Source organism: Ruegeria sp. CDSB117 (assembly GCF_059611005.1).
The window spans coordinates 289,368-315,881 of record NZ_JBXWOS010000001.1 but is presented as its reverse complement, the minus strand read 5'-3'; the positions used below and the strand labels follow the sequence as shown (position 1 = coordinate 315,881).

The following is a 26,514-nucleotide window of genomic DNA, read 5'->3' as shown; positions in this document are numbered from 1 at the left end:
TATTTATTTGATTTCTGCTCCTTCCTTGAGTTTCCCTGAGTTTCAATTTATTTCCGACAGAAAACTGACAAAACTCACAGAGACCTTCGCCCGCAAGGTTCCACAGACAAAAAAGGGCACTGCCAAGCACTGGGATAACGAGGTCAAAGGGCTCGTTCTGTTCGTCGGCAAGCAGTCCAAAACCTGGTACTTCCAGAAAGATGTTGGAGGGCAAACCCGGCGGGTTTTGATCGGGCGGTACCCACTGATCTCTGCGGACGTCGCACGACAAACTGCATTGGGTTTTGCGTTGGACTGGGGCAGGGGAGCAGGCAGGCAGCTGCAGATTGGAGCTCCCACTCTTGAGACAGCTATGGAGACTTATCTGGCACGTCCAAAGCTTCGGTCTGAGGCCCACCGGTCCGGGTTGCGACAGCAGTTCGAGCTTCATTTGAAAGATTGGCTACGCCTGCCGCTGGATGAGATCACAAAATCCATGGTGGTTCAGCGCCATGGGTCAATGGCCGCGACACCGTCCTCCGCAAATCACACTTTGAAGTACTTTCGGACAGTCTGGAACCATGCGCGGCGGGTACATGATCTGCCGGCAAGCCCAACGATGGCCATAGAGTGGTATGCGGAACAACCAAATGGCTCGACAATTGAGGATTTGAACGCATGGCGCGAGGCCGTTGATGAGCTCTACAACCCGATCCACAGGGTATTCTACGAATTACTCTTGTTCACAGGCTTTCGCAAAACCGAGGCACTGACGCTCGAATGGAAGAACGTGCAGGAAGATCACATACATTTGCCGATGACCAAGAACGGGCGCAGTTTTGATCTCCCCATATCGCAAGTGCATCACGAGATACTTGCTCCTTTACGGGGCCTTCATCGCCAATGGGTCTTCCCCTCTCCGAAGTCACCGAGTGGCCATTTGAAGGGGCCCCAGCGTATGCAATGGTCCATTCATTCCCATCGTCGGACATTCGCGACGGTCGCCATGGAGGCTGGAATATTGGAAGAGATTGTAGGACGCCTTCTCAATCACACGCCGCTATCAATCACCGGTCAGCGCTACGTGAAGCCGTCGCTGAAAGCCCTCACACCAGCGATGGATACTGTGTGTCGGGAATTGGCCCGCAGAACAAGGTGGAACGCGGTGGATTGTAATGTCTAAGCGGGATTGGATTTGGCCTGTCGATTCCGACTTACCTGAATTGGATATGCCAGATCCAGAGGAGTTTGATAGTGGGCCCAGCGAATTCAATATGGAGTTAATTCGCCTCCTGAGAAAGCACTTTGACAAGTACGAACGCTTTGATGACGAAAGCTATGGCTGGATGGCCCATTACCTAAATTTCGACCAAGCTCATGAACTAGACGAGTTCTGGTCATCTAAAGAGGTGCTGGAAGACCTCGCTAGGCTCAAAACACGCTTAAACGAAGCAGGAGAAATCTTAGATCGGCTTCCTGCGCCCGTCAGTGATGCGTTTCGCATCGGCGCATTAAACAGGAGTGGTTTGCGAAATCAAAACAAAGTGGCTGATATTCGTAACGTCTGGTTTAACGATGCAATTGAAGAAACACCACATTGGAAGGCAATGATGGCCAAAGTAGAGTTCTTCAAAAGACTTCGCTACTATATTGAATTGATTAAAGATGCTGAAATTGCTGCTGCTCAGGGCGAGCCGGCCGGGAAGAAGGCAATTGAAGCTTGGCGCTTAGTCTCGGCTTGTGTCGGGCTTTGTGAGCGTCACCCAGACACAATCCGAGTTCCTAAAGCGATGAATGAAGCGGGTCCGTTCTATCGATTCCTGTGCGATATGTTCGAGGTGTTTGGTATTGAAGAGCTTCCAACGTCGGCATTTAGAGGCTGGAAAAAACATGTGGGTCGTTAGAAGGGTTCTTTCTTTCTGACGACCCATGACGAAGGCGCCACCTACGCCTTTTTTGTTCCTAGACATACTCAAAGGAGCAAGGCGATGCAGGCGCACTATCTGACAACACAAGAAGCTGCTCGATACACCGGAATAAGCCAAAGCTATCTCGCAAAACTGCGCATGGGTATCGGTAGCGTTGCGGGACCGAGGTTTATTCGGATCGGTTTACGATCCATCCGCTACAAGCGCTCTGATCTCGACGCGTGGATGACTTCGCGAAGCGAAGGTGTCGGGGGAGAGGGCTAATGGCTCGAACGGCTCCATTTACGAAACTTCGTTACCATTGGAAGAGGCGAATTCAAAGTTCAGCTTATCTGGCACCACGAACCAAGCACTTTGCAATGTTCGTCTGCGATCAGTTTGTGTCAAAAGCGAATGGTTGCTTCTGGGCCAGAAATACAACGCTCGCCAGCGCGTTTGGCGTTCATGAGCGCAGCATTCAGCGTTATCTTCGGGAACTCGAAGGGTGCGGTTGGATCACGCGTGTTCGTCGGCGCGGTGTTCGTCGCACATTTCAGATCAGCGTGCCACGTGATGCCGAACGCGACACTGAACCTGACATTGATATACGCCAAAGGGCGACAGACCTGTACTGGAAAGGCGACAACATTGTCGCGCACAATAAGAACATAGGAAAGAACATAGAAATCAAGCTCGGTGCGACAGGTCGTGGTGCATATCATTGGTTCGACGAAAGTGACGCATCTGCTCTTCGTGAATGGGAAGCGTTCGTAGCTGCCAAGACCGCCTTCAATTTTGAGGCGTTGGCGCAATTGCTGAGAAAGGATGGTTCTATTGCTTTGCCGGCACGTTTTCCAAAATCTGAAGAAGCAGATCGGTATGTTCGGTGCTTTGGCGAAGTCGTTCTCAGCAAAGGACAGAGCATTGGTACTGCACCGTCGCCAACTCGATGAAGGTCTCCTTGGGGGGCATCAAAAGTCTTAGGGCTAAAAGCTAGGGACCGGTGGGGGTAGTCAGATTTGTTCGCGTGAAACTTTTAAGGGGGGTACGACGAATTGTGCACTTAGGGCTGTAAACAGACTTTTTCTGCACCGTTCATAGAGCTCCGAAAAGGGAAGCAGAACAGACATTAAACTATCGCTGAACGTTCGCGCCGCGGACTTTCTGACCGCTTACTCCACGTACGCGAATGCATGCTTCCGCTAGCTTTCAATGGAAAAAACAAGCTTGTATCACAACTTAATAGCCGTCGGAAGGGCACACCAATTGCAGACGGCTTTGTAGAACAAATCGGTTGAGGTCGACAGACCCCCTTTACCCTGCGGACTTATCCCACGAGCTCTGTGGCAGGTATGCAAAGGGCGGTGTAACGGTTGAGGACGGCGACGCGGAATTGGATTTCCGCTACCTGCCGATCAATGTCTCGCGCCATTAGCGATTGGCCCATCAGTTTCTTACAGTGCACCTCTCTCTCAACGCGGCTTAGGCGGTGATACTCGCTCCACCGTTGCCAGATAGCGCGGCCAAGGTATCGAGATGCATTGATCGTCTCATTTCGGGCAATGGCACCGGCAATTGCGGGATTCCATGCCTTGGCGTTCTTGCGTGGCGGGATGATGGCGTGGCCATTGCGGGCGGCAAGCGCGTCGTGGCATTTGCGCGTGTCGCATGCCTCGTCTGCGGTCACTGCCCCAATGTTGTGACCTGGAGGGATATGATCAAGCAACTCGGCAGCATTGGCGGGTCTCCGACGTTGCCTGTGGTAACTTCAACGACGCACACTTCCAGCGTTTCCTCGTCGATGCCTATGCGTATTCTACGCCAAATGGAACGCTTGGGGCTACCATGCTTGCGGGCATTCTATTCTCCTTCGTCCTCGGATTTGATGCCGGTAATGTCGATCAGCAGATGCAGCGGGGCGCTTCCCACCACGATACGGAAGGCTCACGTTCAGCGTTCTTTTTACAGCGGCACAGGGTACTGAAATCAGGCACGGCACTGTCCAAGCTACCCAGCCGCAGGAGACCGCCCACGAAGCCCGTGGTTTGCCTCATCGTCATCTCGACAAAACCTTCAGGGTCAGACACGCTTGGATTGCGGAGTCGCTGAAACTCTGGTGACGGCCGCGCTTGCCTGAAGGTGGCGATGTCCAATACATCTCAGGATCAAACCAGATCGAGAGCGATCCTCGTTCTTTCAATGCGGTATTGTACGAAGGCTTTTCCCGGTCTTGTGCTTCGTCCGGGCCCAACTGGTCGTACCTCTCAGCTATCGTTCTGGATTCATGAAGTGAATCCTTCAGTCCATTTGTGCAGCAAAGCAGCTTGGCACCGGAATTGGCGGCCCGTCAGTTGGGAAAGAATCAGGAACCTGGCCATTCGGATTCCGGTAAGGAATCAGTCAAATTTGCGACAAAGAATCGACCAAGCTGCCAAATTTTACAATCCTGGCGTGTATTTCTCCGTGGTTTGGAGGATGCGGTGCCCTGATGGCGGGACGTAAGCTTGTGGAAGGCTCCGTCGGTATGGAGGGGGTTAGAACGCCGCGAATTTGGGCGGCATCCATGAGTAGCTAGTGAGTTAACTAGGAGAGTAAGATGTTGAAGCTTTATGTAATGATGAAGACCATGGCACGTGACGAAAACGGCGCGACCATTGTGGAATATGGCGTTGCCCTGACAATCGTCACGGCGATTGCAGTTGCTACCCTGACAGCGTTGGGCAACGACGTTAACGGTCAGTTCACAGACGCTGAAACCCTGATGTAATGACCTGACGGAAGACAAAGCACGCGGTGCGCTCAGCCCCGCGTGCTTATCGTCCCGGAATATTTTCTTGATCCGCTGGCAAAGTGCAACCACTCAGATCGGTTCATTCGATAAACGCCAAAAAAAGCTGAAGGAGCACCAGATGAGACTCTCTGCCATTTTCACAGCATTGACGGGCCTGGTCGTAGCCGGAGGGTCGGTTTACGTCGCTCGGGATTACATTCAATTCGATACTCAGTCCGCAAATGTCGAGGCCGAGAGCGAGATGGTGAGCGTGGTCGTTGCGTCGCGCGATATTTCGTTTGGCGAAGAAATCGAGCCAGGCGCGCTGACGACCATTGACTGGCCCCGCGGTGCTGTACCCGTGGGAGTCTTTACAGATTATGACGACCTGATTGCGGCGGCTAGCATGCCGTCCCGTCGCGCTCGTCGCGCAATTACTCAGGGTGAACTGATCCTGAACAGCAAGGTTTCCGACTTTGGTGAAAAGGTCACCATCGTTCAGACGCTGGGCGCAGATCATCGCGCCATGGCCATTGAGGTTGACGCTGAAACCGCCGTTGGGGGTTTTGTTACCCCGGGTGATCGGGTCGATGTGGTGATGACCACTGGCGAAAAAAGAGACATGCACGCCGTCACCATTTTGCAAAATATCAGGGTCATCGGTGTTGATCAGGAATCTGATGAACAGACCGACCAACCCGTTGTTGCTCGCACGGTCACCGTCGCCGTTACCCCGGATCAAGTTCAGCGCCTTGCTCTGGCGCAACGTGCCGGTCGGCTGAGCCTGACCTTGCGGTCCATTGATGACACCGAGGACAAGACGCTGGCCATGACTCGACTGAACGATCTTCTGATTGATGAACCAGCCGTCGCGCGGGACATCAAAGAACCGGTTCGCAAAACGATTATTCGGGTCCGCCGCGGCACCGAAGTGACAGAATCCATCATCAACTGAATCGACCAATGAAGGTTTCGCCCGTGTCCCTCGCTCAATTCATACGTCCATTCCGCAGCTCCGAAGACGGCGCGATCCTGGTCTTTGTTGCGGTGGCCCTGTCGGTCATGGTCGGTATGGCCGCCCTTGCATTCGACATTGGTCGGGTGACCACCACACAGTCGGAATTGCAGAGCTTTGCGGACAATGTTGCCCTTGCGGCTGCGGGGGAGCTTGATGGTCGCCCGGATTCAATCACCCGCGCCACAAATGCGGCTGCAAACATGATCCGCGACCGTCAAAGCTTTGGCGTTCGGAACAAGGATCAGCTGTTGTCCGGTGCAACGGATTACCAGTTGCGGTTTTATGAAAACCCGCCGACCACTGCGACTGATCCAGCTCAACCCGCGCAACTGCTGGATTCGACCGATCCGGTCAGCGGACCGAATGCTGCATTCGTTCGGGTGACTGTCGATACGCACGAGGTTGGTACTCCGCTCGCAGCGGCAGCGGCGGCTTTGTTGGGCAATGCGCAGCCCTTCTCCAGCGTCAATGCCGAGGCTGTGGCAGGGTTCACCCTGATGGCCTGCGACATCACCCCCATGTTCATCTGCCTGCCGCAACCTAGCCTCGATCTGACCGAGGGCCAATTGATTAGGATGGTAAGTCAGGGCGGCAATGGCCATTGGGGTCCCGGAAACTTTGGTTTTCTGTCTTCTAATCAGAATCTGGCCATCGACGCGTCTGGTGCCTGCGAACCTGCACCAAACGGTCAGGAAGATTCTTGTGCTCTGGCCGCGTCGCGCGCTGTTTCCATGTGCTTCAGCCAAAGAGGCGTTGAAACCAGACCGGGTCTGAGCGTGGGTAACATGATCGCGGGCTTTAACACACGCTTCGACCGGTTTGAATCCAGCGCCAAACAGTTCAGTAACGGTTCGCGCTACGACGTCGACAATTTTGCCTCTTCTCCGCATGTCTTGGACGGTTGGATCACTTCGGGCAATGGAAACAACTGTACCAGCCAACCGGCGCCTAGCTATGATTCAAACGGTGCCCTTGATCCGGCCGCGACCGTTGGTTTGCCGCTTGACGATTGTTTTGCCAGTGGCACTTGCCCGACGCCTCGTATTGGCAATGGCGTATTCACTGCTGGCCTTACCGAATATCTGACCATCAACTATGGCGCAGATTTCAGCGGCCCTCTCCCAACCGGTATTCCGCCATGGTTCCCGACTGGTGGCACCCGCTACGACATCTACAATGCTGAAGTCACCAACCAGGCCGCTCTGGAAGCTATCCTGACCGCTGGTGGTAAAGCTGAAAGCAGCATGCCTTCGTGCCAACCCGCGTCAGCCGGTCGTGCAGATCCTACGCGCCGTGTCATCACCGTCGCCGGTATCGATTGCGCAACTTTTGCGGACGAGCTTAACGGCGGATCGGGCACCATTCCGGTCACCAGTTTTATCGAGATGTTTCTGATCCGCCCCTCTGAATCCGGCAGCACCGGTGCCAACGCGGTCATCTATGGTGAAGTCATTCAGACCGTTTCGGACGGCATTGGCGGCGCCGGAGTCGGCGGCATCGTTCACGATCTGGTTCAGCTGTACGAGTAATGATCATGTTTGGTGCATCCCGTCATATCAGAAAGACCCTCAACCGGTTCCGCAATGACCAGTTCGGCGCGGCGTTGGTCGAATTCGCGATCCTTTTACCGATCCTGTTGGTGACATTTGCCCTGATCGTCGAAGGGGGGCGGATTTTCTGGTCCTATCAAAATGCGATCACGGGGGTTCGGGACACTGCCCGTTATGTTGGCCGGATCGCCCCGTCGGACCTGTGCACTGCCTCGCCAAGCGCTGCTATCGGCGATTTTCAAACCGCTGTCTCAAATACACTGACGTCGCTTTCGACCACTGACATTGCTGTTGGTCTAGACTCTCTGTCCCTCGAATGCGTTGGCAACGCAGGTGAATACCGCGTTTCGCCCACACCGGTTGCCGTACTGACCGCGTCACTGACAATTTCAAATCTGCCATTTACGCCCGTTTTCCAATTGGTTGGAGGCTCGGCAACGGCGCAGATCCAAACCACGATCACAGATCGCAGCCGGGTGTTTGGACCATGATCCGCCGCATTCAAAAGATAACCCGCGAAATGTCGCGACTTGGCCGTCAGGAAGATGGGTCGACGGTCACTGAGCTTGCCTTTGTCCTGCCGTTGTTCCTTTTGATTTTCCTGGGCTTGATAGATTTCGGCAGATTGGCCTTCCACTATGTGGCTGCTGAAAAAACAGCACAGGTCGCCGCTCGGATGGCTGCAGTGATGCCACCCGCATGTGGCGGTGTTCCGACAACCAACAGCCGAGGCACCTATACCGATATCACCGGCCCGCGGTTCGGGACCAATTGCAGTTTCGCTGCTGGCGTCTGTGTCGAACCGGCCACCACCATATGCACCGGTGCGGCCCCCGCGAATGCAGCTGCCCAGACCACCGTGACCGACATCTGGAACATGCTTCAGTTTGCCGTTCCCAACGATCCCACCGCAACTTTTGACGAAAGCAACATCACGTTCACTTACAACTTCGACCCGGAAATGAATTTCCTGGGTGGCCCCTATGTACCGATGGTCACAGTGACAATCGAAGAGCTTCCGTTCCGGTTTGTCTCTCCGTTGGGTTCGATCGCAGCGCTGGTTTTGGGCGGTTCCACGCCGCAAACCGATGCGCTGACCACCGCGACAACGGGCTTCAAGATATTTTCCGACTTTAGCGCAACCCTTCCTGGCGAAGACCTCGCCAGCGGAGTCAACGGTTGAATTTCTAACCATGGGAGCTGCAAAATGACTCAAAAATCATTAGCCCTTATCTCTGATAATGAGGCGATTAAGAATTCAGTCGCCCAGGCCGTCGACCGGCTCGACGATCTTTCGCTCGAGACGCACTCCGGAACATTGTCTTCGGTAAACGGCCGCGCCTGTGATCTGATGAGTGAAAATGACCTGCTGGTGTTCAGCTTTTCAGGTGAATTGGATCTGGAGACTGTCAGCGATCTTCGTCGTAACGCCGGTCCCCGCGGCACCCTGCTGGCACTTAGCGACCGTGACATCTCATTGACCGAGGTGCGCGCGATGAACAATTCGGGTGTCGATGAGATTTTGCCCTATCCCATCGGGCAGGACGAACTGGCTGAGCAGATCCAACGTCTGACGGTCGACAAATCTTTGTTGCCCACCATTTATGCGCCGCAACCGCAGCGATTGGGACAGATCATCAGCGTATGTCCGGCCCGCGGTGGCATCGGTGCGTCAACGCTGTCTATTAATCTGGCCGACCAGTTGCAGGGATATTCCGGTATCTTTCGGAAAAAGACACAAAACAAGGTCGCTGTCGTCGATCTGGATTTGCAATTTGGCACCGTGGCAACGTCCTTGGACTTGCAGCCTTCCTCGGGGCTTCTGAGAATGGCTCAGAACGGGGTCATGCCGGACCGGACGTTCCTTCAACAATCTCTGGTGCAACATGCATCCGGCTTGGAAGTCCTGAGCGCTCCCGAAGAATTAATTCCTCTGGATGTTCTGACACGCGAACAGATCAGCGCGCTGATCGAGAACCTGCGTCTGGAATTCGACTTTGTCGTCATTGATCTTCCACGCGTACTGGTCGATTGGCTGGGTGCGGTTGTTACCGCGTCGGACCGGATGCTCATGGTGGGCGACAGCTCGGTTTCTTCAGTGCGCCAGTCCTGCCGTTTGATCGAATTCTTCACAAAAGAGCGGCTCGAACCTCCGGTTGAGATCGTCATCAGCCAAGAAACGAAACCGACATTCCGGTCAAGCCAACATGTTGAAGCCCAAAAGGTGCTGGAACGCGAATTGCGGTTCTGGCTTCCCAGCGACGCGCGACACGCAAAGCAGGCGCTGGATCGGGGTCAGTTGCTGTCGCAGGCCTCAGGCAGTTGTGCCCTGTCCAAGGCGATCCGCTCGGTGGGTCGAAAAATCATAAATGAAACGATGGTCGGAAAAGCCGACCTGAGAAACAACGCAGCCTAATTGGAGTCTAAGGGATGTTTGAAAAGTTTACGCGCGCCGGACGAACCAATGAGGCCGAAGTTATCCAGCTGAATCAACGTGCCGAACCGCAGGCCCAGGACATTCAGCCAGACACTGCCGCCGAAGATACAGAACTGGCAGATTGGCTTGAGCTCAAAAGCACTTTGCACGAGGCTTTGCTGGAACGCTTGAACCTTGCAGTGATCGAAAAGGTTGAAAAAGACGTGCTGCGGCGCGAAGTCGCCGGGGTTGTCGGCAGCGCTTTATCCCAAGCGGGCAAGCCACTGAATACCGAAGACTTCAACCGCATCGTCGAAGAACTTCTGGACGAAATTCTGGGGCTTGGCCCGTTGGAGCCATTGCTGGCTGATCCAACTATCAATGACATTCTGGTTAACGGTTATCAGACGGTCTATGTCGAACGCTCTGGCCTGCTGGAACGCGTGCCGGTGCGGTTCCGGGATGAAAAGCACCTGTTGCGTGTTATCGACAAGATCGTCAGCAAGATCGGCCGACGCGTGGATGAGCGCCAGCCTTGGGTGGATGCCCGGCTGGAAGATGGCAGCCGTGTAAACGCAATCATCCGCCCGTGTTCGATTGACGGCCCCAGTGTTTCAATTCGAAAATTCGCCCAGTCGAAACTGACAATGAAAAAGCTGGTTGCAAATGGCGCTCTGAACGATGCCGCCGCACGGTTCTTGCAATCGCTGGTATTTGCGCGCCTGAATGTCCTGATTGCAGGCGGGACGGGGTCGGGTAAGACAACGATGTTGAACGCCCTGTCTTCGTATATCAACCATGGCGAGCGTGTCGTCACCATTGAAGACGCAGCCGAACTGCAACTCCAGCAGGAGCATGTTGTGCGACTGGAAACACGCCCGCCATCCCCGTCCGGCGACGGCCAGGTAATTCAGCGTGATCTGGTGCGAAACGCGCTGCGTATGCGCCCCGACAGGATCATTGTCGGTGAGGTTCGCGGAGCGGAGACCTTCGACATGCTTCAAGCCATGAATACGGGTCATGATGGCTCGATGACGACTGTACATGCAAACTCGGCGCGCGATTCATTGGGCCGTCTGGAGCAGATGGTCACGATGACGGGTATCGAATTTCCCGCCGCAGCCATTCGATCCCAGATCGCGTCGGGGCTACACTTTATTGTGCATCTGTCGCGGTTGGCGGATGGGTCGCGCCGCGTCACCAGCATTTCGGAAATAACCGGGATGGAAGGTGAGATTATCACCATGCAAGACATCTTCGTGTTTCAGAAGAAAGGCCGCGCGGAAAGCGGCGAGGTGCTTGGTAAGTTTGTTCCCACTGGGATTCGCCCGAAATGCTATGACATGCTCACAGCCGCTGGCGTCGATCTCGAACCCGAGACCTTCAGAGTATCAGGAGGCTGAGGCATGACCAGTATTAACACAGCCGAACTTCTTAACTATCTGACGCTCGCTTGCGTCTTCGTCGGAATTTTCATGCTGATTACCGGTTTGTTCCACTTTGCCCGTCGCGGTGAAAACCACTCCGAGGCCCGCAACCGCCGAATGCGCATGGTCCGGCAAGGCGTTACCGATGAAGATCGGCTCGCCTTGCTGCTTCCCGAGACCCAGACAGGGTTTTTTGCGAAGATCCCTTTTTTTGGGAACTTGCCGGATACGCTAGTTCAGGCGGGGCTGCATGTTTCAGCGAAGAATTTTGTGCTGCTTTGCCTGTTTGGTACCTTGGCGATCGCAACCGCCGGTATGATGTTTCTGCCGCCTTGGCAGACGGCCCCGATCGCACTCGTCCTGGGTGTGGTCATGCCGGCTTTGGTGGTGAAATCGCGGCAGGCTGAACGCCAAAAAGCTTTGACCAGCCAGTTGCCCGATGCGCTAGAGTTGATGGCGCGTGGCCTGAAAATTGGCCACCCGGTCAACACCTCGATCAAAGCCGTTGCGGACGAGATGCAAGACCCTATCGGGTCCGAGTTCGGCATCATTTTCGACCAGATCAGTTTTGGCGACGAATTGCCCGACGCGGTTCAGGACTTTGCTGACCGGGTCGGTTCGGAAGATGCACAGTACCTGGCGGCAAGCATGGCAATCCAACACGGCACTGGTGGCGATCTGGAGCGGATCGTGTCCGTTCTGGCTACCGTGGTCAGACGGCGCATTGCATTGCGTGCGCGGATCAAGGCCATTTCCGCAGAAGGGCGCCTGTCCGGGTTTCTTTTGTCGATCATTCCGCTGGTGATCATGGGGGTAATGTCGATCAACGCACCGGGATATTACACCGATATCAGTGACGATCCCGCATTCATCAAACTTGCAGTGCTGGTTGTCGTTCTGATGGTCTCGAACGTCATCATCCTGCACAAACTCGTCAATTTCCGTATCTGAGGGCAGTTTCATGGAACATATGCTGGAAATCATGTCGCTTCGTTTCGGTCTGCCAGCCGAAACAATTCTGCTGACCATCTTTGGCCTCGGCGTTTTGCTGGTGTTCGTTGCTGTAACCTCGGCGTTAAGCCGCCGCCATCCTGCGGCCGTCCGCATCGCCAAACTGCGCGCCCAAAGATATGGGGCCCGCAACGACCGTGGACTGTTGCGGGAAACCATTGCTACACCAAAAGGCCTTTTTAGAGCAGCGCTACCCAGCAAAGAGTCTGAGCGGCGCAAGATTGAGGATCAGCTTATTCAAGCCGGGTTGACCGGCCGGAATGCCCTGCGGATCTATACGCTGACGCGGGTTTGGTTTGGGATTTTCGTGCCGATGATTGTGGGTCTGCTCATTGTTGCCTCAAGAACTCCTGGCATTCCAGTTCCCAGCGCGATTACGGACATTTTTGAATCCATCAGCAAAGCCAACGCCATACAGCTTATCGGTTTGCTGACGGCCGTCGGATATTTTCTACCCGCAGCCTGGCTGAAGCGTCGCCGTAAGGAGCGTCAGCAACGTATCCGCGACGCGTTTCCAAATGCCCTCGACCTGTTGCAGATTTCGCTTCACGCCGGTTTAGGCTTCGATGCAGCTATGACCCGGGTCGGAAACGAACTGGCGCTGGCCTCCCCTGATCTGGCCTTTGAGTTTCTGAACACACAACACGAGATTCAGGCTGGGCGTCCCCGCGCAACCGCGCTGTCTGACATGGCGCGGCGTACAGGGGTTGATGAAATCCAGTCATTTGCCACAGTCGTCCAGCAATCCATTCGTTATGGAACGAGCATGTCCGAAGCCCTGACCACCTATGCATCTGAAATGCGGGATTCCCGCGAAACCAGGGCGCAGGAACTGGCAAATCAGTTACCGGTAAAGATGTCCGCCGTTCTGGCTGCGCTGATGCTGCCGACGCTGATCATCATCACCGCCGCACCTTCGATGATTCGATACTTCCGGGGCTTTGGGGCGTGAATTTGTGCCCGGTTCCACATCAATAACGTGTTCAAACAGGCCGCGTTTCCAAAAGGAGAACAAACAGAATACTTGTTGCGAACCTTTTTGCCCGCTTTAGGGAAATATGACTAAGCTTATATGCAGTTAAGTGGAGTCCGGCCACGCAAAAAAAATCGAGACACAATCGACGGGTGGGGGCGTTTGTCGAAAGGGTTGATCGGGTTTCGGTCAGTATTAAACGGTATGAATGGTATGTTTTCGGCGCATCGTTTCGCGCCAGATGCAATGGCACCGACTTCAGAACTTCTTAAGGTCGTGGCGGTCCTTTGCCAGGCCTCTCAGGGGAAAGTTCCACTGCTAAACGCACTGCGTGAAACGGCTCGCGCAATTGACGCGGAAGTGGTTGCAATCAGCCGGGTCGACCTGCAAGGCAATCAGAATTCGGCAAAAGTGGTGAGCTACGACGCCAATCACAAGACGCCGGACAGTTTCAGCGGTTTCGACTTCTGCATCGCGCCTGCCATCTGCGGCAACAACATGAGCCGGGCCAAACTGGGGTCGGCTTGGTTCGGCGACCTCGATGACCTTTCCGAATATAAACATCTGTCAGAGTTCTATGCGTTCCGCAGATTTTACGAGTCCGTTTCCATTTTGCTGGAAAGGCAAAATGGTGTCGCCGACTTTCTGGAATTGCATTTCAGCCACCCCATCTCTTCGGCCGTGGTAGATATTCTGAGCGTTCTGGGCCATGTTCTGTCGGATTGCTGGAAGAAAAGATCTCTTGGTCGGTTTTCCGAAGCGAAGCTGAAAAACACGCGCCGAAAGCTTATCAAGAAAGAACCAAAAAGCATTTTGTCTTTGGACAACCCTTGTCGGCTGAGTCGCTCGGAATATCGGGTTTGCCTGTTATTGGCGCGGGGATTAAACAACAATGCCTTGTTGTCCGAGTTGTCGATTTCAATTTCGACACTGCGTACACATCTTCGCAATATCTACGTGAAAACAGAAACGTCATCTCAACCCGAATTGATTCATGATTTGCTGACCCCGATGGTCAAGCGCCAATCGCCGACTGCAGGTAGCGAAAATGTCGCCTGAAGTCGCGCAGCTCGCCCCTTTGATCGTCATTACTCCGCTTTTGGCCGCAATGGCATGGAATGACCTGAAGAACCTCAGGATATCCAATAAGCTGGTGCTGATGATGCTCGCCGCTTTTGTCCTCTCCGCGCCCGTGTTTCTATCGTTGCACGAGACGGTGTACCGCGCGGTCTTCGGCGTTGGCGTTTTTGTCGTTGGTTTTCTTGGTTTCACGCTACGCCTGTGGGGTGGAGGGGACGTAAAGGCAATCGCCGCGCTGACATTGTTTGTGCCCAGCTACTTTCTTTTGCTGTTCTTTTACACTTTCACCCTGTCCATGGCCGTGGGCATGCTGTTTGTGATCACAAGCCGCTCGATAATTGGATTTCCGGAATGCCGCTGGCTCGCATTGCGACCAAAAGCCAGCTATCCGATGGGTGTATCGATAGCCATGTCGGGTGTATTATTGCCCTTGGTTGCGATGGGTTTGGGGTAGTACTATCCAAGATAGTTTTAGGCCGAATAGCCAATAAATAACGGTTGCTGGAGTGCTAGGGCAGAACGGAAGGCCATTAGGTTACTGTCGTAGCAGATGGCAACGCGTCTCCAATCTTTGAACCGGCCAAACATGATCTGGGGTGGTGTGGTGAGCACCACATCGCTTTATGAACTGTGAGGAAAATTCATTTTAGCGGTTTTCAGGTTGTCGGCGACAGCGCTTAGGCCAGAAAGATGTTGGGGTTGATCCGACAAACAGCACCGTGTTGGAGCCGAATGATCGTTTAGCGATAGGAAGGCTCTCCAATTTGCGCCTGCAGAGAATGTCCGGTTGCCGTCCAAATTGATCAATGCTGCGTAGCGAACCAGTGTCCAGTTTGGGCTTAAAGCAGTCTTTCGCTGCGTAGCGCATCAATGACCGCTGTGCGGACAAAGTGTGAATTCGCTGCGCCAGACCCAAGGTCTGCAATTGATGTATAGCGTCTTGGAGTAACGGGTATTCTCGGACTCAGAAATGTCCGCGTCGCAGCTTTGATTACTCGAAGTTTAACGGGTGGATCGCGGTTGTTCCACTTCCGTTTCTGACGATTCAGCAACTCCTACACTTTCAAATCGCGATAGCAGACTCACAGCGATGTAAATCGCGGCACACATTAAAAGAAAACCCAAGAAGTTTGGTTCATAAGCTTCCCTTGCCTCACGATAAATGTTCAGGCCTTCGATGTTTCGAAGAACAGAAAACCCCAAAACCGCAACTCCGATAAATGTGGGCAACACCAGTAGGAAATACCGCCGAACACGCCGCCCACCAGTCAAATAGAGAAGTTTCCCACAGCTTCCGCACATGTGGAAGTCGGTTTTATTGAGCCCGCGATGGGGATTAGTTGAAGCCATCATTCGTGGTGGCTGAGGACGACCGCATTCCGGGCACTTAATACCGATAATCTTTGACCACCATGTCGGAAGCTCACCAATTCGCGGAATGCTTACTTTGGGTGGATTGCCAGTGTTTCTTGCCAATTTTCTACAACGTGCCTTTTCGTATAATCGTCTAAACCTTCGATTTGGAACCGCTTCAACGACAGTTTATTTCTGCTCAGTAGCTCTTTGTACTTCCCACAAAGCGGACCTTCCATCAACTTGCAGCGTCGGTCAAAGTGGGCTCGGAGCCGTCGTTCGCTAAATCGCGACAAGTGTCTGCTGTGCGAACTTTTCCGCCTTTCGCCTGTTCGGAATCAAATACCGCAGGCAGCCCAAACCAGACATGCCACAGTAACACGCGGGACGGGCACTGCCGTTCTTTGCAGTCGCAAAGTCATTCATGGGAAACTCAAAAAGCGGCCATTCAGGTTCAGTATGACGATCTCGACGATCCCGCGGCCGCACCTATGCCTCCGAAGCGCCCTGTAGAATGGTCAGTCTATTGTAGGGTCTGTTCAGCGAGGAAAAACCGACGTCACCTCAGTTTTATTAAAGCCTAACAAAGCCTTAGGTGGTACAGGAGTAGACATCAACGTTTACGGATAAGCAGAGGGCGTTGCATCTCACAAACGCACCTTAATCTGTGTTTCGGGCAGTGCGAAAAGCGATCATGGTTAAGTCATCCAAACGTTCTTCATTCGTACTATGATCTTGGTAAGCGCCGTGAATAGCCGACAATAGATCTTCCGAACACGACCACTCTTCCTGTTCGAATACAGATACAACTTTCTGGAAGCCAAAAGCCAAACGTTTTTCTCCACCTAATTGATCAATCAACCCATCAGTTGAAATAAAAAAATCTGCTATTTGATCCATTTGAACTTCGTGTTCCAAGAATTTTGGACCAATTGGAGTATCCACATACCCAATGCTCAGCTTATCGCCTCGGATTCGGTCAATTCCAGTCTTGGATTTGACCAAAAGAGACATGTGCGCGCCTGCAAACGTCGCAACCCCTTTTGCTGAATCGATCTGGCATATCGCAGCGTCCATGCCGTCGTTAGAAGTCCCGTTTGCAGTATCCTGATTTAAAAGTGCACGCGTCAAGTCGCTCAACTTGGACAGCGCCAGTGACGGGCTAAGCGTTTCATTTTCGAAGTAGAGCCGCTCGAGTGTAGCGATTGCCAACATGGTCATGAAGCCTCCGGGAACGCCATGTCCAGTACAGTCAATTACGGCGAGCGTCGTAATTGGGCCATCCGTTTTGATCCAGTAGATGTCCCCACCAACCAAATCGCGTGGTTCCCATATGACAGCGAAATCAGCAAAGGCGGCCTTGCACTGGCTTGTCGTGGGCAGCAAACCCTGCTGAATTCGCGTGGCATAGTTTACACTTGCGACGATCTGGTGGTGCGCCTCGCGGATTTCACTGACACGTTCAACCTCCCGATCCAACATTGAGTTATAGCTTTGAACAACCTTGCCAATCTCATCTTCCGACTGGTATGGGACAATTTGAGGGTCATCGTATCGCTCGAACCTTTCAATGGCTTTCAACATTTGGCCGAGAGGTCTGTTAATGAGCCATAAAAATGCAGCGGCACCTGCTAAGATGAGTGCAAATCCCCCGAGCATTCCAAGAAGTACCACAACCCCCACTTCTGTCCTTAACTCATCGTTCAAGATCTCCTGATCAATTCGGACCAACATCGTGGCTGGCCCTGCGGCCGTCGGAACAGAAACGACGACATCTAGACCAGATTTTTTTATCTTGTCGCATCCAATAGCAGGCCAAGAAACCAGAGATTCCGAGCTTCGCTCTAACCTCTGTTCAGCGCAAATAATGTAAGGAAAACCCGAATAGACGGCGAGCAGGCTCGTTGCTTGCGCAAAATTCCCTACTTCAACCAATTCAGCCAACGGGCGTGCTATACGATTGGCAATCGTTGCAACCTCTGCTGCAACCTGATCCGTTTGAGCTTTCTTTTTAAATTCATAGTAAAAAAGAAGCACAATGGCATTTAACACGCCTCCGAGCAGGAGGGTCGCCAGAATATGCTTCAGAAATATTCGGCGCTTCAAGAATGTCCAGAGTTTACGCAATAAATGCCTCTATAGTGTTCGGCATCTAGTTCCCGATGTTCTTCATCGCGGCCTGGAGAGCGCCACGATTGTTGACGATCATCTGTACAACTTTGTAATCCCCGGAAACTTCACGCACAAGAAAGTCCGCCGTCACGGTATCGCCATCTTCGGTTATCATTTCAGAGCAGACGAAATAGTCACTTCCCGCAAGAAGAACCATGGGATGAACATTCGCAGGGTAAACGGTTTCAAACGCGTTGGTGGTCGTGTCCAGATACGTGTAAGAACCGTCGACCATCACTCCATCTACATGTGAAATCATGGCGGATTGGAGCTTTGCCTTGACCTCAGTTGGAATGTCGGCCGCTGCTGCCGGGTTGGACGATATTACTACGGCGACCATACACAATAGCCTAATCATGCTAACCTCCCCACTAATAACACTGCACAATTGATACACTAAAAATGCATAAATGTGTATCTTGTGATATTAAGGCCTGAATTGAACTTGGTTCCACCCAAGCATGACCAAGGGGAACAAATGCTTGCAAGCGAAGTCTACGAACTGCGCGCGAACCTGCGCCGACAAGGCGTTGTCTTTGCATACAGTGGTTATGTAACTGAAGGTATCCTCAGCGGTGTTGGCGATGCGTTAAAGCAGAAATTAGTGTCTGAAGACGCTGACACCAAAACTCTCCGAAGTGTTTTCGCTGTTTTTGTAGAGCAAATGCAGAACATCATCAGATATTCAGTTGAACGGCTACCGACCGACGGTGAGACCGAGGTGCTGGACATAAGTTACGGCATTGTGACCATCGGAAACGAGGCCGGCGGCTATGTCGTTCATGCGGGCAATCTGATCCTTTTGAGTGACGTAGACAACATGCGAAGACGACTTTCAGAACTACGCGCCATGAATCGTGAGGAACTTAAGGCCGCATACAAAGACCAACTCCGGTCAGAAACTGACGCTGTCGGCAATAGTGCAGGTATCGGGTTAATTGAAATTGCGCGTCGAGCGTCAAAGCCAATCGAATTTGATTTTATGCGGATTGACGATCAGCACGCATTCTTCGCACTCAAAGCGACGGTTTAAGAGGGTACGAATGCAAAATATTGATATCCCGGCAACAAACCGCACTCCGGCCGTCGCGTTCGATTTTGACGTTGGCCACCTCAAACTGATTGGGGAATCCTATCCTGAGGATGTTACGACCTTCTACAACCCGTTGTTTGATGCTTTGAAAAGTTGGTTGGCGGATGGCTCAATATCCAAATGTCGTTTTGAATTTGAACTCATCTATTTCAATTCGTCCAGCGCCAAGGCCATCATGATGATCATGGAGCTTTTGGATTCCGCTGCTGAGGCGGGGAAAAGCGTTGACGTCTATTGGTTTCACGACCCCGAAGACGCGACCATGGAAGAACTTGGGGAGGAGTTTGGGGAAGACTTGAAACATGCCAAATTCACACTGGAAAAGTTGTTGGATCGATGACTATCGACGATCTCTTTGTTCGCGAGAATGAGGCTTTGGAAGTCGCGGAAGCAGCTTTAAACAGTGGACAATTTCCGAATGATGAAACGCGCAAGTCAATTGAAAACCTTGTAGGAGAATACAGAAAGCTGCTCAGAACCACGCGGCGCATGATGCGATTGAGTGATCGCAACGAGCGGGAACTGAATGCATTAGCCGAAAAACAGCGCATCGCCGCCGAAGAAGTTACCCAGAAAAACCAAGAGCTTGAGGCATTGTCAGGAAAGCTTGCCAAATACTTATCGCCTCAAGTCTACAACTCGATCTTTTCCGGTCGCCAAGAAGTTAAACTCGCGAGTAAGCGAAAAAAGCTGACAGTGTTTTTCTCGGACGTCGCCGGCTTCACAGAGCTTACGGATCAGATGGAGTCGGAAGATTTAACAGAACTCCTGAACAGCTACCTGACTGAAATGGCGGAAGTCGCCCTGAAACACGGTGCGACGATAGATAAGTTTATCGGCGACGCAATCCTTGTTTTCTTTGGAGACCCGGAGACTAAAGGGGTGCGGGAAGATGCTTTGACATGCGTGAGAATGGCAATTGCAATGCGAGACAAGTTGACAGAGTTGCGGGCAAAATGGAGCCGTCATGGAATAAGGCAACATTTACAATGCCGTATAGGTATCAATACAGGCTTTTGTACGGTTGGCAATTTTGGAAGTGACGACCGAATGGATTACACCATTATCGGCGGCGCTGTGAACGTGGCATCAAGGTTGGAGCATCAGGCCGAGGAAGGAGAGATTTACATCTCGTACGAAACCTGGGCTCACGTGAACCACGAAATAGAGACCGAAGAAGTTGGAGCTATCCAAGTCAAAGGCGTGGCTCAACCTGTCATGACATACCGTGTCTTGGGTCAAAAGAAATCGAGACCGCGCGCAGAAAAAGTAGTATATGAAAACCCGAATTTTCAAATGGTGTTGGACCCGAGCTCGATGACACCAGAAGAACGCGCCGCAAGCTTAGAGATACTTAAAACGGCTCTTGCATCACTCCGCAAAAACTAACACTGAGGTCTCGCAGCCAGTGTTTGAACGTGTCTCAGAAAATTCCCACGAATACTCAAGAATTGTTCCATGCTGTGGACAAGGTCAGTTTTGTTCATACATCTGAATTAGATGTAACCTGCCTCAAAGGTAGCTTCGCCCGCGGACTGTGAGCTCACCCAACCCAAAAGATTGCTCTTGCAGCGGACGGCTGCAATGCGATCTGCGACCGCAGAATAAAGACCTACCCTTGAATTCAGAAGAGAGCTGTTCGCCAAACTTTGCAAAGCCCGCTTTCTGCGCATTGCCGACATTGGTGCTGGTTGCCGCATTCGGAACCTTGGGCTCAACGCAGTCACCTGACGGATTTACTCAGATGACCGATTAGCGGATTTGAGCGGACGTTCACCCCCGAAAACTCGGAGTTTCAAACAGGAACAACCGCTCTCACTAAAAACGGTCGCTCTCCTAGATCGTGGCTACGACCGGCTTGCGGACAGAGCTGCAACCGTTTGAAGATTAGTTTTTTGATGTGTCGGCAAAGAAGCCACAACCGCACAATAATCCAAAATGGGGTCCAACTAACGCCAAATCCCTGTGGTGAACTGCACAATGCAGAGGTCAACTCTGCCTTCTCCCTGTTGGACTGGCCGGCGCGTTTGCGCCGGCTTTTTTTCAATCACGTGCCCCCTTTTTGGTTGTGCTAGTGCATTAGTCGCGTATCAGGAATTGATCTTCTCAGGCTGAAATCGGTCATTTGCTGCGCCATCAAGCGAGACTTCCAAACCGATGACCGGGCCGGGCTCGAAGCAGACATTCGGTTAATTCCGCTGAATGTCCGCCTTGCGGACAATGCGGCCGCTCAATGGTCACCGGCGCGACGACCGCTTTCTTTCGAATGCAATCTTGGCGTTCGTTCCAACATAGATTGTCCAGACGGAGACTTTCCGCAAATTGGGCCGTACCTCAGCGACTCGCTACAGTGGCTTGATAAGCGTCAAGCTCAGTGATCAGCTCAGTACCTGTAGGCGCGCCGTTTCTGGTGCAAAATTCAGACCACACCGCTCCGTAGGGTAGGTCTTTCAGTTCCTCTGTCACAACAAACCGGCTTGTGAAATCCAGCGCGTCCTCCGCTGCTCGCAAGCGATCCCAGGGCTTCAGAAGCGCCTGCAGAAGCGCCTTTTGCATGTTGCGCGTGCCGATCACCCAAGCGGCCGTGCGACTGATCGTGGCGTCGAAGAAATCAAGCCCGATATGGGTCTTGCCCAACAGGTCGCCGCTGACCAGTTCATGCGCCATCGCCAGGATGTCATCGTTCAGCATGATCACATGGTCGCTATCCCAACGCATAGGGCGCGACACGTGCAGCAGAAGCTCATCCAGAGACAGGGCCACGGCGCTCAGTTTGTCGGCGATATTCTCGGTCGGGTGGAAGTGCCCCATGTCGAGGCACAGCAGTGTCTTGTTGCGGATCGCATAGCCCATGTAGAACTCATGGCTGCCCACCGTGCAGGCCTCGACCCCGATGCCGAAAAGCTTGGATTCGACCGCATCCAACATATCCGATTTCGCCTCGGCCAGCATGGTGTCGAGCGAGGCCTCAAGCCGTGCCCTTGCCGCCATACGGTCGATAGGAAGGTCCTTGAACCCATCCGGAACCCAAATGTTGTTGATGCAGGGTGAACCAAGCGCGGCTCCCATCTGCGCCGCGATGTCCCGCGTGCGTTTTCCATGTTCGATCCAAAAGTCCCTGATGCCCTTGTCGGGGTGCGCCAACGTCAGGTTGTCGTCGGCCTTTTGATGGGCAAAGAAAGTCGGGTTGAAATCCAGCCCGATGCCGATGCCATTGGCCCAGTCGACCCATGGCGTGAAATGGCGGTACTCGATCTCATCCCGGTCCGGGGTATCGTCTGTGTCCATGTACATCGCGTGCAGGTTCAACCGATGTGACCCGGGGATATTTGCATAGGCAAACTCAAGATCCGCCCGCAGTTCGTCGGGGTTGCGGGCCCGGCCCGGATGGTTTCCGGTTGCCTGAATGCCCCCGCCCGAGGTGGCGGTCTGGTTTTCGAACCCCACCACGTCATCGCCTTGCCAACAGTGAACGGAAATCGGGATGTCCTTCAGAGCCTTGATCGCAGCATCAGTGTCGACGCCCCAGTCAGCGAATTGCGCTTTGGCGCTCTCATAGCTCATGGACCGTCTCCCTATCGCGTGAAGGCCTGAACGTTGCCCGCATCAACGTTCAGAATGTTACCCGTGGATTTGGCCGACGTCTCGGCGGCGAAGAAATAACAGGCCTCGGCGATATCTTCCGGCAGGACTGAGCGTTTCAGCATGGATCGGTTGCGGTACATCTCTTCCAGCCCCTCCTTATCCGTGCCGTAGGTCGAAGCCCGCTGATCCAGCCAATCGCCCTCCCAGATCTTGGAACCCCGCAACACCGCATCCGGGTTCACAACGTTGACCCTGATCCCGACCTCAGCACCTTCCAGCGCAAGGCAACGGGCCAAGTGGATTTCCGAGGCCTTCGCCGTGCAATAGGCCGAGGCATTGGGCGAGGCGGCAAGCCCGTTTTTCGAGGCCACGAAAACGATAGATCCGCCTATGGCCTGCACCCGCATGATCTTGAAAGTTTCTCGGCTGACGAGGAAATACCCCGTGGACAAGATGTCCATGTTCTTGTTCCAAAGGTCGAGGGATGTTTCCTCAATCGGGGCAGAGGATGCGATCCCGGCGTTCGAGACAAGGATGTCGATGCCGCCAAATTCGACGGATGTTTCAGCCAACGCGTGGGCCACGGCATTTTCATCCGTGACGTCCATCAGGACGGTGCACACGACGTCCTTGCCGAACTGCTGAGTCAGGACCCCTTCCGTCGCGGTGAGGCTTTCGGGATTGATGTCAGCCAGCATGACACAGGCGCCCTCGGACAGGCAACGTTCTGCCGTTGCCGACCCTATGCCACCGGCGCCGCCGGTGACCAGAGCGACGCGACCAGCCAGCGATTTTGGTTTCGGCATGCGCTGCAACTTGGCTTCTTCCAACAGCCAGTATTCAATGTCAAAAGCTTCCTGCTCTGGCAGGCCGCAGTATTCGCTGACGGCACGTGCCCCGCGCATAACATTGATCGCGTTGACGTAGAATTCGCCGGAAATGCGGGCCGTGCCCTTGTCCTTGGCAAAAGTGATCATGCCGACCCCGGGGATCAGGTAGACAACCGCGTTGGGGTCCCTAAGCGCAGGCGAGTTATCGTGTTTGCAACGGTTGTAGTAGGCCGTGTAGTCCTCACGATAGGCCGCGACTTGCGCGGGCAGGCCTTCAAGCACTGCGTCGATGTTGTTCTGGGCCGGGTCGAAGCCGACGACCAAAGGGCGGATCTTAGTGCGCAGGAAATGGTCGGGGCAGGACGTACCAAGGGCCGCCAGCGCCTCCATGTCCTTAGAATTCACGAACTCAAGCACCGAGTCGCTGTCGTTGAAATGCCCGACCATGTGCTGGTTGCCACTCACAAAGCCACGGATCGCGGGCATCAGCCGGGCGGCAACGGCCCGCCTGCTTTCCGGGGCGAGGCTCTCGTGGACCGCTCCGCCAAAGGCCGGAGCATCAGCGGTCTTTTCGGTCAACCACTTGGTCGCGACGTTGATCACGTCGATGGTGCAGTCATAGCAGTCTTTCGCCGTGTCAGCCCATGTGAACAATCCGTGACTTTCAAGGACAACGCCGTCGGCACCCGGGTTTTCCAGGCAGAACTTTTCAAGCCACAGGCCCAGTTCATACCCCGGCCGTTTCCACGGCAGCCAACCGATCCGGTCACCGAAAATTTCCTGGGTCAGCTCCTTCGAATTCTTCGACGCTGCGATCGCAATAATCGCGTCGGCGTGGACGTGATCGACATGTTTGCGCGGCACATAGGCGTGCAAGGGCGTGTCAATTGAAGCCACGCGCGGGTTCAGTTTGAAGGTGCAGTGGGGCAGATAGCCGACCATTTCATCTTCAAACTCGACCCCGCGATAAAGCCCCTTCAGCGCGTTCAGCTTGTCCATGTATAGCGTGGAGAAGCCGTCAAGTTTCATGGACCCGATGTCACCGCCGGAACCCTTGACCCAGAGCACCTCGACCTCTTTGCCGGACAGTGGGTCGGTTTCCATGGCCTTCGCAGAGGTATTGCCACCGCCATAGTTTGTGACGCGCTTATCCGATCCCAGCGTGTTGGAGCGATAGAGAAGCAGTTCCGATTCGGACATACCACCTGCCACAGCGTCATCCCAGCGGTTCTCAAGAAGCTGATTTTCGATGGATTTCAAAGTTCTGCCCTCCTCACGATGCATCGGTCGGTACTGCACCATCGCATTTAGGCTTAGTATTGTGCATCGTTATGTCAATCAAAAACAATCACAAACAGTCATTCTGCAATGCAGAATGATTGAAAGTGATCGAAAATGATTGACAGCTGCGACGAATCTGCGCAGCGTGGAGTGAATGGGAGGTGACTTTGCACGAAAAAGAACGCCATAGGATCATCATTTCTGCGGTGCAGGATCGCCCCGTCGTGACGGTTGGGGACCTGTGCACCTTGACCGGCGTGTCCGAAGCCACCATCCGGCGCGACATTTCAACACTTCACATGAAACAGAAGGTACGCCGTATCAGAGGCGGCGCTGAGGCGATAACGCCACCGCAGTTCGCCGGGCTGGCGGGCCGTCCGTTCGTCGTCAACGAAACCATGAATATCGCAGCGAAGCAGGCGATTGCGCGCGCGGCGGTTGAGTTGTGTAGCGAAGGTGACAGCATCATAATCAACGGGGGCACAACGACCTTTCAGATGGTGCATCCGCTGGCCAATCGCAGGATGCAGGTCTTTACCAATTCGTTCCCGATTGCCGAGCACCTGCTGAAGCATTCGAAGAACACGATCATGTTGTCAGGCGGCGCGATCTACCGGGAACAGAACATAATCCTGTCGCCATTTGACAACGACGTGACCCGCAACTTCTATGCAAAGCGCATGTTCATGGGGGCGCAGGGGCTGGGCCCCATCGGCCTGATGGAGGCCGATCCGCTTTTGATCCAGGCAGAACAGAAACTGATCGGACAGGCGGATGAGCTTATCGTTCTGGTCGACAGTTCGAAATTCGCGCAGCGCTCCAGCCTGGTGCTTTGCCAGTTGGACCGGATCACGACCGTGATCACCGACGAAGGAATTCCTGACAAGGCGGCGGCCATGCTTGAGGCTGCCGATGTGAATCTGATCGTTGCCCAGTCGGGCAGCGTTCAAGAAAACGAGGTGGCCTCTTGACCGCCTCCGAAACCCGAGACCCAAACATGACTTTCTGGGAGGAACTATCATGAAGCGTCGTACTTTCACATCACTTGTCGCAGGGATGAGCCTTGCTGCCGGTATGTTTGGCACCACGGCGATGGCGCAGGACAACATGCGCATCGCTCTGGTCGTAAAAGCGCTTGGGATCGGCTTCTTTGAAGCGGCCGCCGAAGGCGCTGAAGAGGCTGCCGGAGAGCTTGGCAATGTCGAGATCATCTACACCGGCCCGACCGACACCACTGCGGAAGGTCAGATCGAGGTCATCAACTCCCTGATCGCGCAGGGTGTCGACGCCATCGCGATTTCGGCAAACGACCCCGATGCACTTGTGCCAGCGCTGAAACGCGCGATGGACCGCGGTATCACCGTGATTTCCTGGGACTCGGGTGTGGCTGAAGGCGGACGCCAAATGCACCTGAACCCATCCTCGACCCCGCTGATCGGCAATACGATCATCAAGCTTGCCGCGGATCACATGCCGGATGGTGGTGAAGTCGCGATCCTGTCGGCGTCGGCCACGGCAACCAACCAGAACGCCTGGATCGAGGCCGCGAAAGAGGTTCTTCCGAACTATGACGGCGTAGATCTGGTGGCCACCGTCTATGGCGACGACCTCAGCGACAAATCCTACCGAGAAGCACAGGGCCTCATGGCATCCTACCCTAACCTGAAGGCGATCATCGCGCCAACGACCGTTGGCATCCTGGCGTCCTGCCAGGCGGTGACCGACGCGGGCAAGATCGGTGAGATCAACGTGACCGGTCTGGGCCTCCCGTCCGAGATGGCAGGCTGTGTTGATAGCGGTGCAACCAAGAGCTTCGCAATCTGGAACCCGATTGACCTTGGCTACTCGGCCACCATGCTTGCGCACGCAATCGCCAACGGTGCTGAAACCGGTGCCGGTGCCGAAATCCCGATGGGCCGCATGGGCTCGGTGACGCTGGATGACACCGGCTCGGCAGCCATGGCTGATCCGTTCACCTACGACAGCTCGAACATCGAACAGTTCAAGTCGATCTTCTAATCTGAACGACGTGTCTGGGCGTGTGCGATGACCCACGCCCCGACACCCCA

Annotated in this window: 24 protein-coding genes and 2 pseudogenes; 20 read left to right on the top strand and 6 right to left on the bottom strand. The window is 53.9% G+C overall.

Translation table 11 applies throughout. The features are described from left to right. Window positions 1–64 precede the first annotated feature (64 nt). From AC2FJC_RS01570 to AC2FJC_RS01555, 4 genes are all read left to right on the top strand, one after another. Complete coding sequence (locus AC2FJC_RS01570; RefSeq protein ID WP_496738330.1) at window positions 65–1,162, top strand: tyrosine-type recombinase/integrase; 1,098 nt, start codon at window positions 65–67, stop codon at window positions 1,160–1,162. Further along, the gene (locus AC2FJC_RS01565; protein ID WP_496738147.1) at window positions 1,155–1,883 is read left to right on the top strand and encodes a hypothetical protein; all 729 of its coding nucleotides are present in this window, start codon (window positions 1,155–1,157) and stop codon (window positions 1,881–1,883) included. The genes AC2FJC_RS01570 and AC2FJC_RS01565 overlap by 8 nt, the downstream gene beginning before the upstream one ends. A gap of 84 nt (window positions 1,884–1,967) precedes the next feature. Then, the gene (locus AC2FJC_RS01560; protein ID WP_496738146.1) at window positions 1,968–2,171 is read left to right on the top strand and encodes a helix-turn-helix transcriptional regulator; all 204 of its coding nucleotides are present in this window, start codon (window positions 1,968–1,970) and stop codon (window positions 2,169–2,171) included. Then, on the top strand, window positions 2,171–2,839 hold the full coding sequence (locus AC2FJC_RS01555; protein ID WP_496738145.1) for a helix-turn-helix domain-containing protein: 669 nt from the start codon (window positions 2,171–2,173) through the stop codon (window positions 2,837–2,839). The genes AC2FJC_RS01560 and AC2FJC_RS01555 overlap by 1 nt, the downstream gene beginning before the upstream one ends. 374 nt (window positions 2,840–3,213) lie before the next feature. Here the strand turns inward: AC2FJC_RS01555 and AC2FJC_RS01550 are convergent. Then, a pseudogene (locus AC2FJC_RS01550) lies at window positions 3,214–4,137 on the bottom strand (IS5 family transposase). A 345-nt stretch (window positions 4,138–4,482) separates the two neighbouring features. Between AC2FJC_RS01550 and AC2FJC_RS01545 the strand changes: the two are divergent. From AC2FJC_RS01545 to AC2FJC_RS01495, 11 genes are all read left to right on the top strand, one after another. Then, window positions 4,483–4,653 carry a Flp family type IVb pilin gene (locus AC2FJC_RS01545; protein ID WP_170558866.1) on the top strand — a complete coding sequence of 57 codons (171 nt, stop codon included), beginning with the start codon at window positions 4,483–4,485 and terminating at the stop codon, window positions 4,651–4,653. 142 nt (window positions 4,654–4,795) lie between these two features. Next, window positions 4,796–5,611, top strand: a complete 816-nt coding sequence (cpaB, locus tag AC2FJC_RS01540; RefSeq protein ID WP_496724146.1) for a Flp pilus assembly protein CpaB — start codon at window positions 4,796–4,798, stop codon at window positions 5,609–5,611. Between the two features lie 8 nt (window positions 5,612–5,619). Beyond that, window positions 5,620–7,203, top strand: coding sequence for a pilus assembly protein TadG-related protein (locus AC2FJC_RS01535; protein ID WP_496738144.1), 1,584 nt, complete (start codon window positions 5,620–5,622; stop codon window positions 7,201–7,203). 5 nt (window positions 7,204–7,208) lie between these two features. Continuing rightward, window positions 7,209–7,715, top strand: a complete 507-nt coding sequence (locus AC2FJC_RS01530) for a TadE/TadG family type IV pilus assembly protein (RefSeq protein WP_496724150.1) — start codon at window positions 7,209–7,211, stop codon at window positions 7,713–7,715. Further along, complete coding sequence (locus AC2FJC_RS01525; protein ID WP_496724152.1) at window positions 7,712–8,407, top strand: TadE/TadG family type IV pilus assembly protein; 696 nt, start codon at window positions 7,712–7,714, stop codon at window positions 8,405–8,407. Before AC2FJC_RS01530 ends, AC2FJC_RS01525 begins: the two co-directional genes overlap by 4 nt. Before the next feature lie 24 nt (window positions 8,408–8,431). After that, window positions 8,432–9,640 carry a CpaE/TadZ family protein gene (locus tag AC2FJC_RS01520; protein ID WP_496724153.1) on the top strand — a complete coding sequence of 403 codons (1,209 nt, stop codon included), beginning with the start codon at window positions 8,432–8,434 and terminating at the stop codon, window positions 9,638–9,640. A 14-nt stretch (window positions 9,641–9,654) separates the two neighbouring features. Further along, complete coding sequence (locus AC2FJC_RS01515; protein ID WP_496738143.1) at window positions 9,655–11,043, top strand: TadA family conjugal transfer-associated ATPase; 1,389 nt, start codon at window positions 9,655–9,657, stop codon at window positions 11,041–11,043. A 3-nt stretch (window positions 11,044–11,046) separates the two neighbouring features. Then, window positions 11,047–12,018 carry a type II secretion system F family protein gene (locus tag AC2FJC_RS01510; RefSeq protein ID WP_496724157.1) on the top strand — a complete coding sequence of 324 codons (972 nt, stop codon included), beginning with the start codon at window positions 11,047–11,049 and terminating at the stop codon, window positions 12,016–12,018. Between the two features lie 10 nt (window positions 12,019–12,028). Next, window positions 12,029–13,030: a type II secretion system F family protein gene (locus AC2FJC_RS01505; protein WP_496738142.1), complete on the top strand. Its 1,002-nt coding sequence runs from the start codon at window positions 12,029–12,031 to the stop codon at window positions 13,028–13,030. Between the two features lie 267 nt (window positions 13,031–13,297). Beyond that, a complete protein-coding gene (locus AC2FJC_RS01500; protein WP_496738141.1) occupies window positions 13,298–14,110 on the top strand; it encodes a helix-turn-helix transcriptional regulator in 813 nt (270 codons plus the stop codon). Beyond that, window positions 14,100–14,585 (top strand): prepilin peptidase, encoded by a 486-nt coding sequence (locus AC2FJC_RS01495; protein WP_496724163.1) that lies wholly within the window; start codon window positions 14,100–14,102, stop codon window positions 14,583–14,585. Before AC2FJC_RS01500 ends, AC2FJC_RS01495 begins: the two co-directional genes overlap by 11 nt. 27 nt (window positions 14,586–14,612) lie before the next feature. Here the strand turns inward: AC2FJC_RS01495 and AC2FJC_RS01490 are convergent. The 3 genes and pseudogenes from AC2FJC_RS01490 to AC2FJC_RS01480 all read right to left on the bottom strand — a co-directional run. Then, a pseudogene (locus AC2FJC_RS01490) lies at window positions 14,613–14,725 on the bottom strand (IS5/IS1182 family transposase); the annotation flags it as partial. A 1,419-nt stretch (window positions 14,726–16,144) separates the two neighbouring features. Further along, on the bottom strand, window positions 16,145–17,611 hold the full coding sequence (locus tag AC2FJC_RS01485) for a SpoIIE family protein phosphatase (protein WP_496738140.1): 1,467 nt from the start codon (window positions 17,609–17,611) through the stop codon (window positions 16,145–16,147). Between the two features lie 25 nt (window positions 17,612–17,636). Continuing rightward, a complete protein-coding gene (locus AC2FJC_RS01480; RefSeq protein ID WP_496738139.1) occupies window positions 17,637–18,014 on the bottom strand; it encodes a hypothetical protein in 378 nt (125 codons plus the stop codon). Between the two features lie 120 nt (window positions 18,015–18,134). On the opposite strand from AC2FJC_RS01480, the gene AC2FJC_RS01475 reads away from it, so the two are divergent. Genes AC2FJC_RS01475 through AC2FJC_RS01465 form a run of 3 tightly spaced genes read left to right on the top strand, consistent with a single transcriptional unit; the run spans window position 18,135 to window position 20,138 of the window. After that, window positions 18,135–18,689 carry a SiaB family protein kinase gene (locus tag AC2FJC_RS01475; RefSeq protein ID WP_496738138.1) on the top strand — a complete coding sequence of 185 codons (555 nt, stop codon included), beginning with the start codon at window positions 18,135–18,137 and terminating at the stop codon, window positions 18,687–18,689. A 10-nt stretch (window positions 18,690–18,699) separates the two neighbouring features. After that, window positions 18,700–19,089: a DUF1987 domain-containing protein gene (locus AC2FJC_RS01470; protein ID WP_496738137.1), complete on the top strand. Its 390-nt coding sequence runs from the start codon at window positions 18,700–18,702 to the stop codon at window positions 19,087–19,089. Next, on the top strand, window positions 19,086–20,138 hold the full coding sequence (locus tag AC2FJC_RS01465) for an adenylate/guanylate cyclase domain-containing protein (RefSeq protein WP_496738136.1): 1,053 nt from the start codon (window positions 19,086–19,088) through the stop codon (window positions 20,136–20,138). Before AC2FJC_RS01470 ends, AC2FJC_RS01465 begins: the two co-directional genes overlap by 4 nt. A gap of 945 nt (window positions 20,139–21,083) precedes the next feature. Here AC2FJC_RS01465 and AC2FJC_RS01460 read toward each other — a convergent pair. Next, window positions 21,084–22,313 carry an L-rhamnose isomerase gene (locus tag AC2FJC_RS01460; RefSeq protein WP_496738135.1) on the bottom strand — a complete coding sequence of 410 codons (1,230 nt, stop codon included), beginning with the start codon at window positions 22,311–22,313 and terminating at the stop codon, window positions 21,084–21,086. An 11-nt stretch (window positions 22,314–22,324) separates the two neighbouring features. Next, entirely contained in the window at window positions 22,325–24,448 is a 2,124-nt protein-coding gene (locus tag AC2FJC_RS01455; protein ID WP_496738134.1) for a bifunctional rhamnulose-1-phosphate aldolase/short-chain dehydrogenase, read from the bottom strand. 164 nt (window positions 24,449–24,612) lie between these two features. Between AC2FJC_RS01455 and AC2FJC_RS01450 the strand changes: the two genes are divergently transcribed. Then, on the top strand, window positions 24,613–25,416 hold the full coding sequence (locus AC2FJC_RS01450; protein WP_496738133.1) for a DeoR/GlpR family DNA-binding transcription regulator: 804 nt from the start codon (window positions 24,613–24,615) through the stop codon (window positions 25,414–25,416). Window positions 25,417–25,465: 49 nt separating this feature from the next. Next, window positions 25,466–26,464: a rhamnose ABC transporter substrate-binding protein gene (gene rhaS, locus AC2FJC_RS01445; RefSeq protein WP_058272419.1), complete on the top strand. Its 999-nt coding sequence runs from the start codon at window positions 25,466–25,468 to the stop codon at window positions 26,462–26,464. Window positions 26,465–26,514: the final 50 nt, after the last annotated feature.

Bases quoted from the DNA above. Each gene is read 5' to 3' on its own strand.
- AC2FJC_RS01565 (WP_496738147.1), top strand. From the start codon at position 1,155: ATGTCTAAGCGGGATTGGATTTGGCCTGTCGATTCCGACTTACCTGAA.
- AC2FJC_RS01560 (WP_496738146.1), top strand. From the start codon at position 1,968: ATGCAGGCGCACTATCTGACAACACAAGAAGCTGCTCGATACACCGGA.
- AC2FJC_RS01555 (WP_496738145.1), top strand. From the start codon at position 2,171: ATGGCTCGAACGGCTCCATTTACGAAACTTCGTTACCATTGGAAGAGG.
- AC2FJC_RS01545 (WP_170558866.1), top strand. From the start codon at position 4,483: ATGTTGAAGCTTTATGTAATGATGAAGACCATGGCACGTGACGAAAAC.
- cpaB (WP_496724146.1), top strand. From the start codon at position 4,796: ATGAGACTCTCTGCCATTTTCACAGCATTGACGGGCCTGGTCGTAGCC.
- AC2FJC_RS01535 (WP_496738144.1), top strand. From the start codon at position 5,620: ATGAAGGTTTCGCCCGTGTCCCTCGCTCAATTCATACGTCCATTCCGC.
- AC2FJC_RS01530 (WP_496724150.1), top strand. From the start codon at position 7,209: ATGTTTGGTGCATCCCGTCATATCAGAAAGACCCTCAACCGGTTCCGC.
- AC2FJC_RS01525 (WP_496724152.1), top strand. From the start codon at position 7,712: ATGATCCGCCGCATTCAAAAGATAACCCGCGAAATGTCGCGACTTGGC.
- AC2FJC_RS01520 (WP_496724153.1), top strand. From the start codon at position 8,432: ATGACTCAAAAATCATTAGCCCTTATCTCTGATAATGAGGCGATTAAG.
- AC2FJC_RS01515 (WP_496738143.1), top strand. From the start codon at position 9,655: ATGTTTGAAAAGTTTACGCGCGCCGGACGAACCAATGAGGCCGAAGTT.
- AC2FJC_RS01510 (WP_496724157.1), top strand. From the start codon at position 11,047: ATGACCAGTATTAACACAGCCGAACTTCTTAACTATCTGACGCTCGCT.
- AC2FJC_RS01505 (WP_496738142.1), top strand. From the start codon at position 12,029: ATGGAACATATGCTGGAAATCATGTCGCTTCGTTTCGGTCTGCCAGCC.
- AC2FJC_RS01500 (WP_496738141.1), top strand. From the start codon at position 13,298: ATGGCACCGACTTCAGAACTTCTTAAGGTCGTGGCGGTCCTTTGCCAG.
- AC2FJC_RS01495 (WP_496724163.1), top strand. From the start codon at position 14,100: ATGTCGCCTGAAGTCGCGCAGCTCGCCCCTTTGATCGTCATTACTCCG.
- AC2FJC_RS01480 (WP_496738139.1), bottom strand. From the start codon at position 18,014: ATGATTAGGCTATTGTGTATGGTCGCCGTAGTAATATCGTCCAACCCG.
- AC2FJC_RS01475 (WP_496738138.1), top strand. From the start codon at position 18,135: ATGCTTGCAAGCGAAGTCTACGAACTGCGCGCGAACCTGCGCCGACAA.
- AC2FJC_RS01470 (WP_496738137.1), top strand. From the start codon at position 18,700: ATGCAAAATATTGATATCCCGGCAACAAACCGCACTCCGGCCGTCGCG.
- AC2FJC_RS01465 (WP_496738136.1), top strand. From the start codon at position 19,086: ATGACTATCGACGATCTCTTTGTTCGCGAGAATGAGGCTTTGGAAGTC.
- AC2FJC_RS01460 (WP_496738135.1), bottom strand. From the start codon at position 22,313: ATGAGCTATGAGAGCGCCAAAGCGCAATTCGCTGACTGGGGCGTCGAC.
- AC2FJC_RS01455 (WP_496738134.1), bottom strand. From the start codon at position 24,448: ATGCATCGTGAGGAGGGCAGAACTTTGAAATCCATCGAAAATCAGCTT.
- rhaS (WP_058272419.1), top strand. From the start codon at position 25,466: ATGAAGCGTCGTACTTTCACATCACTTGTCGCAGGGATGAGCCTTGCT.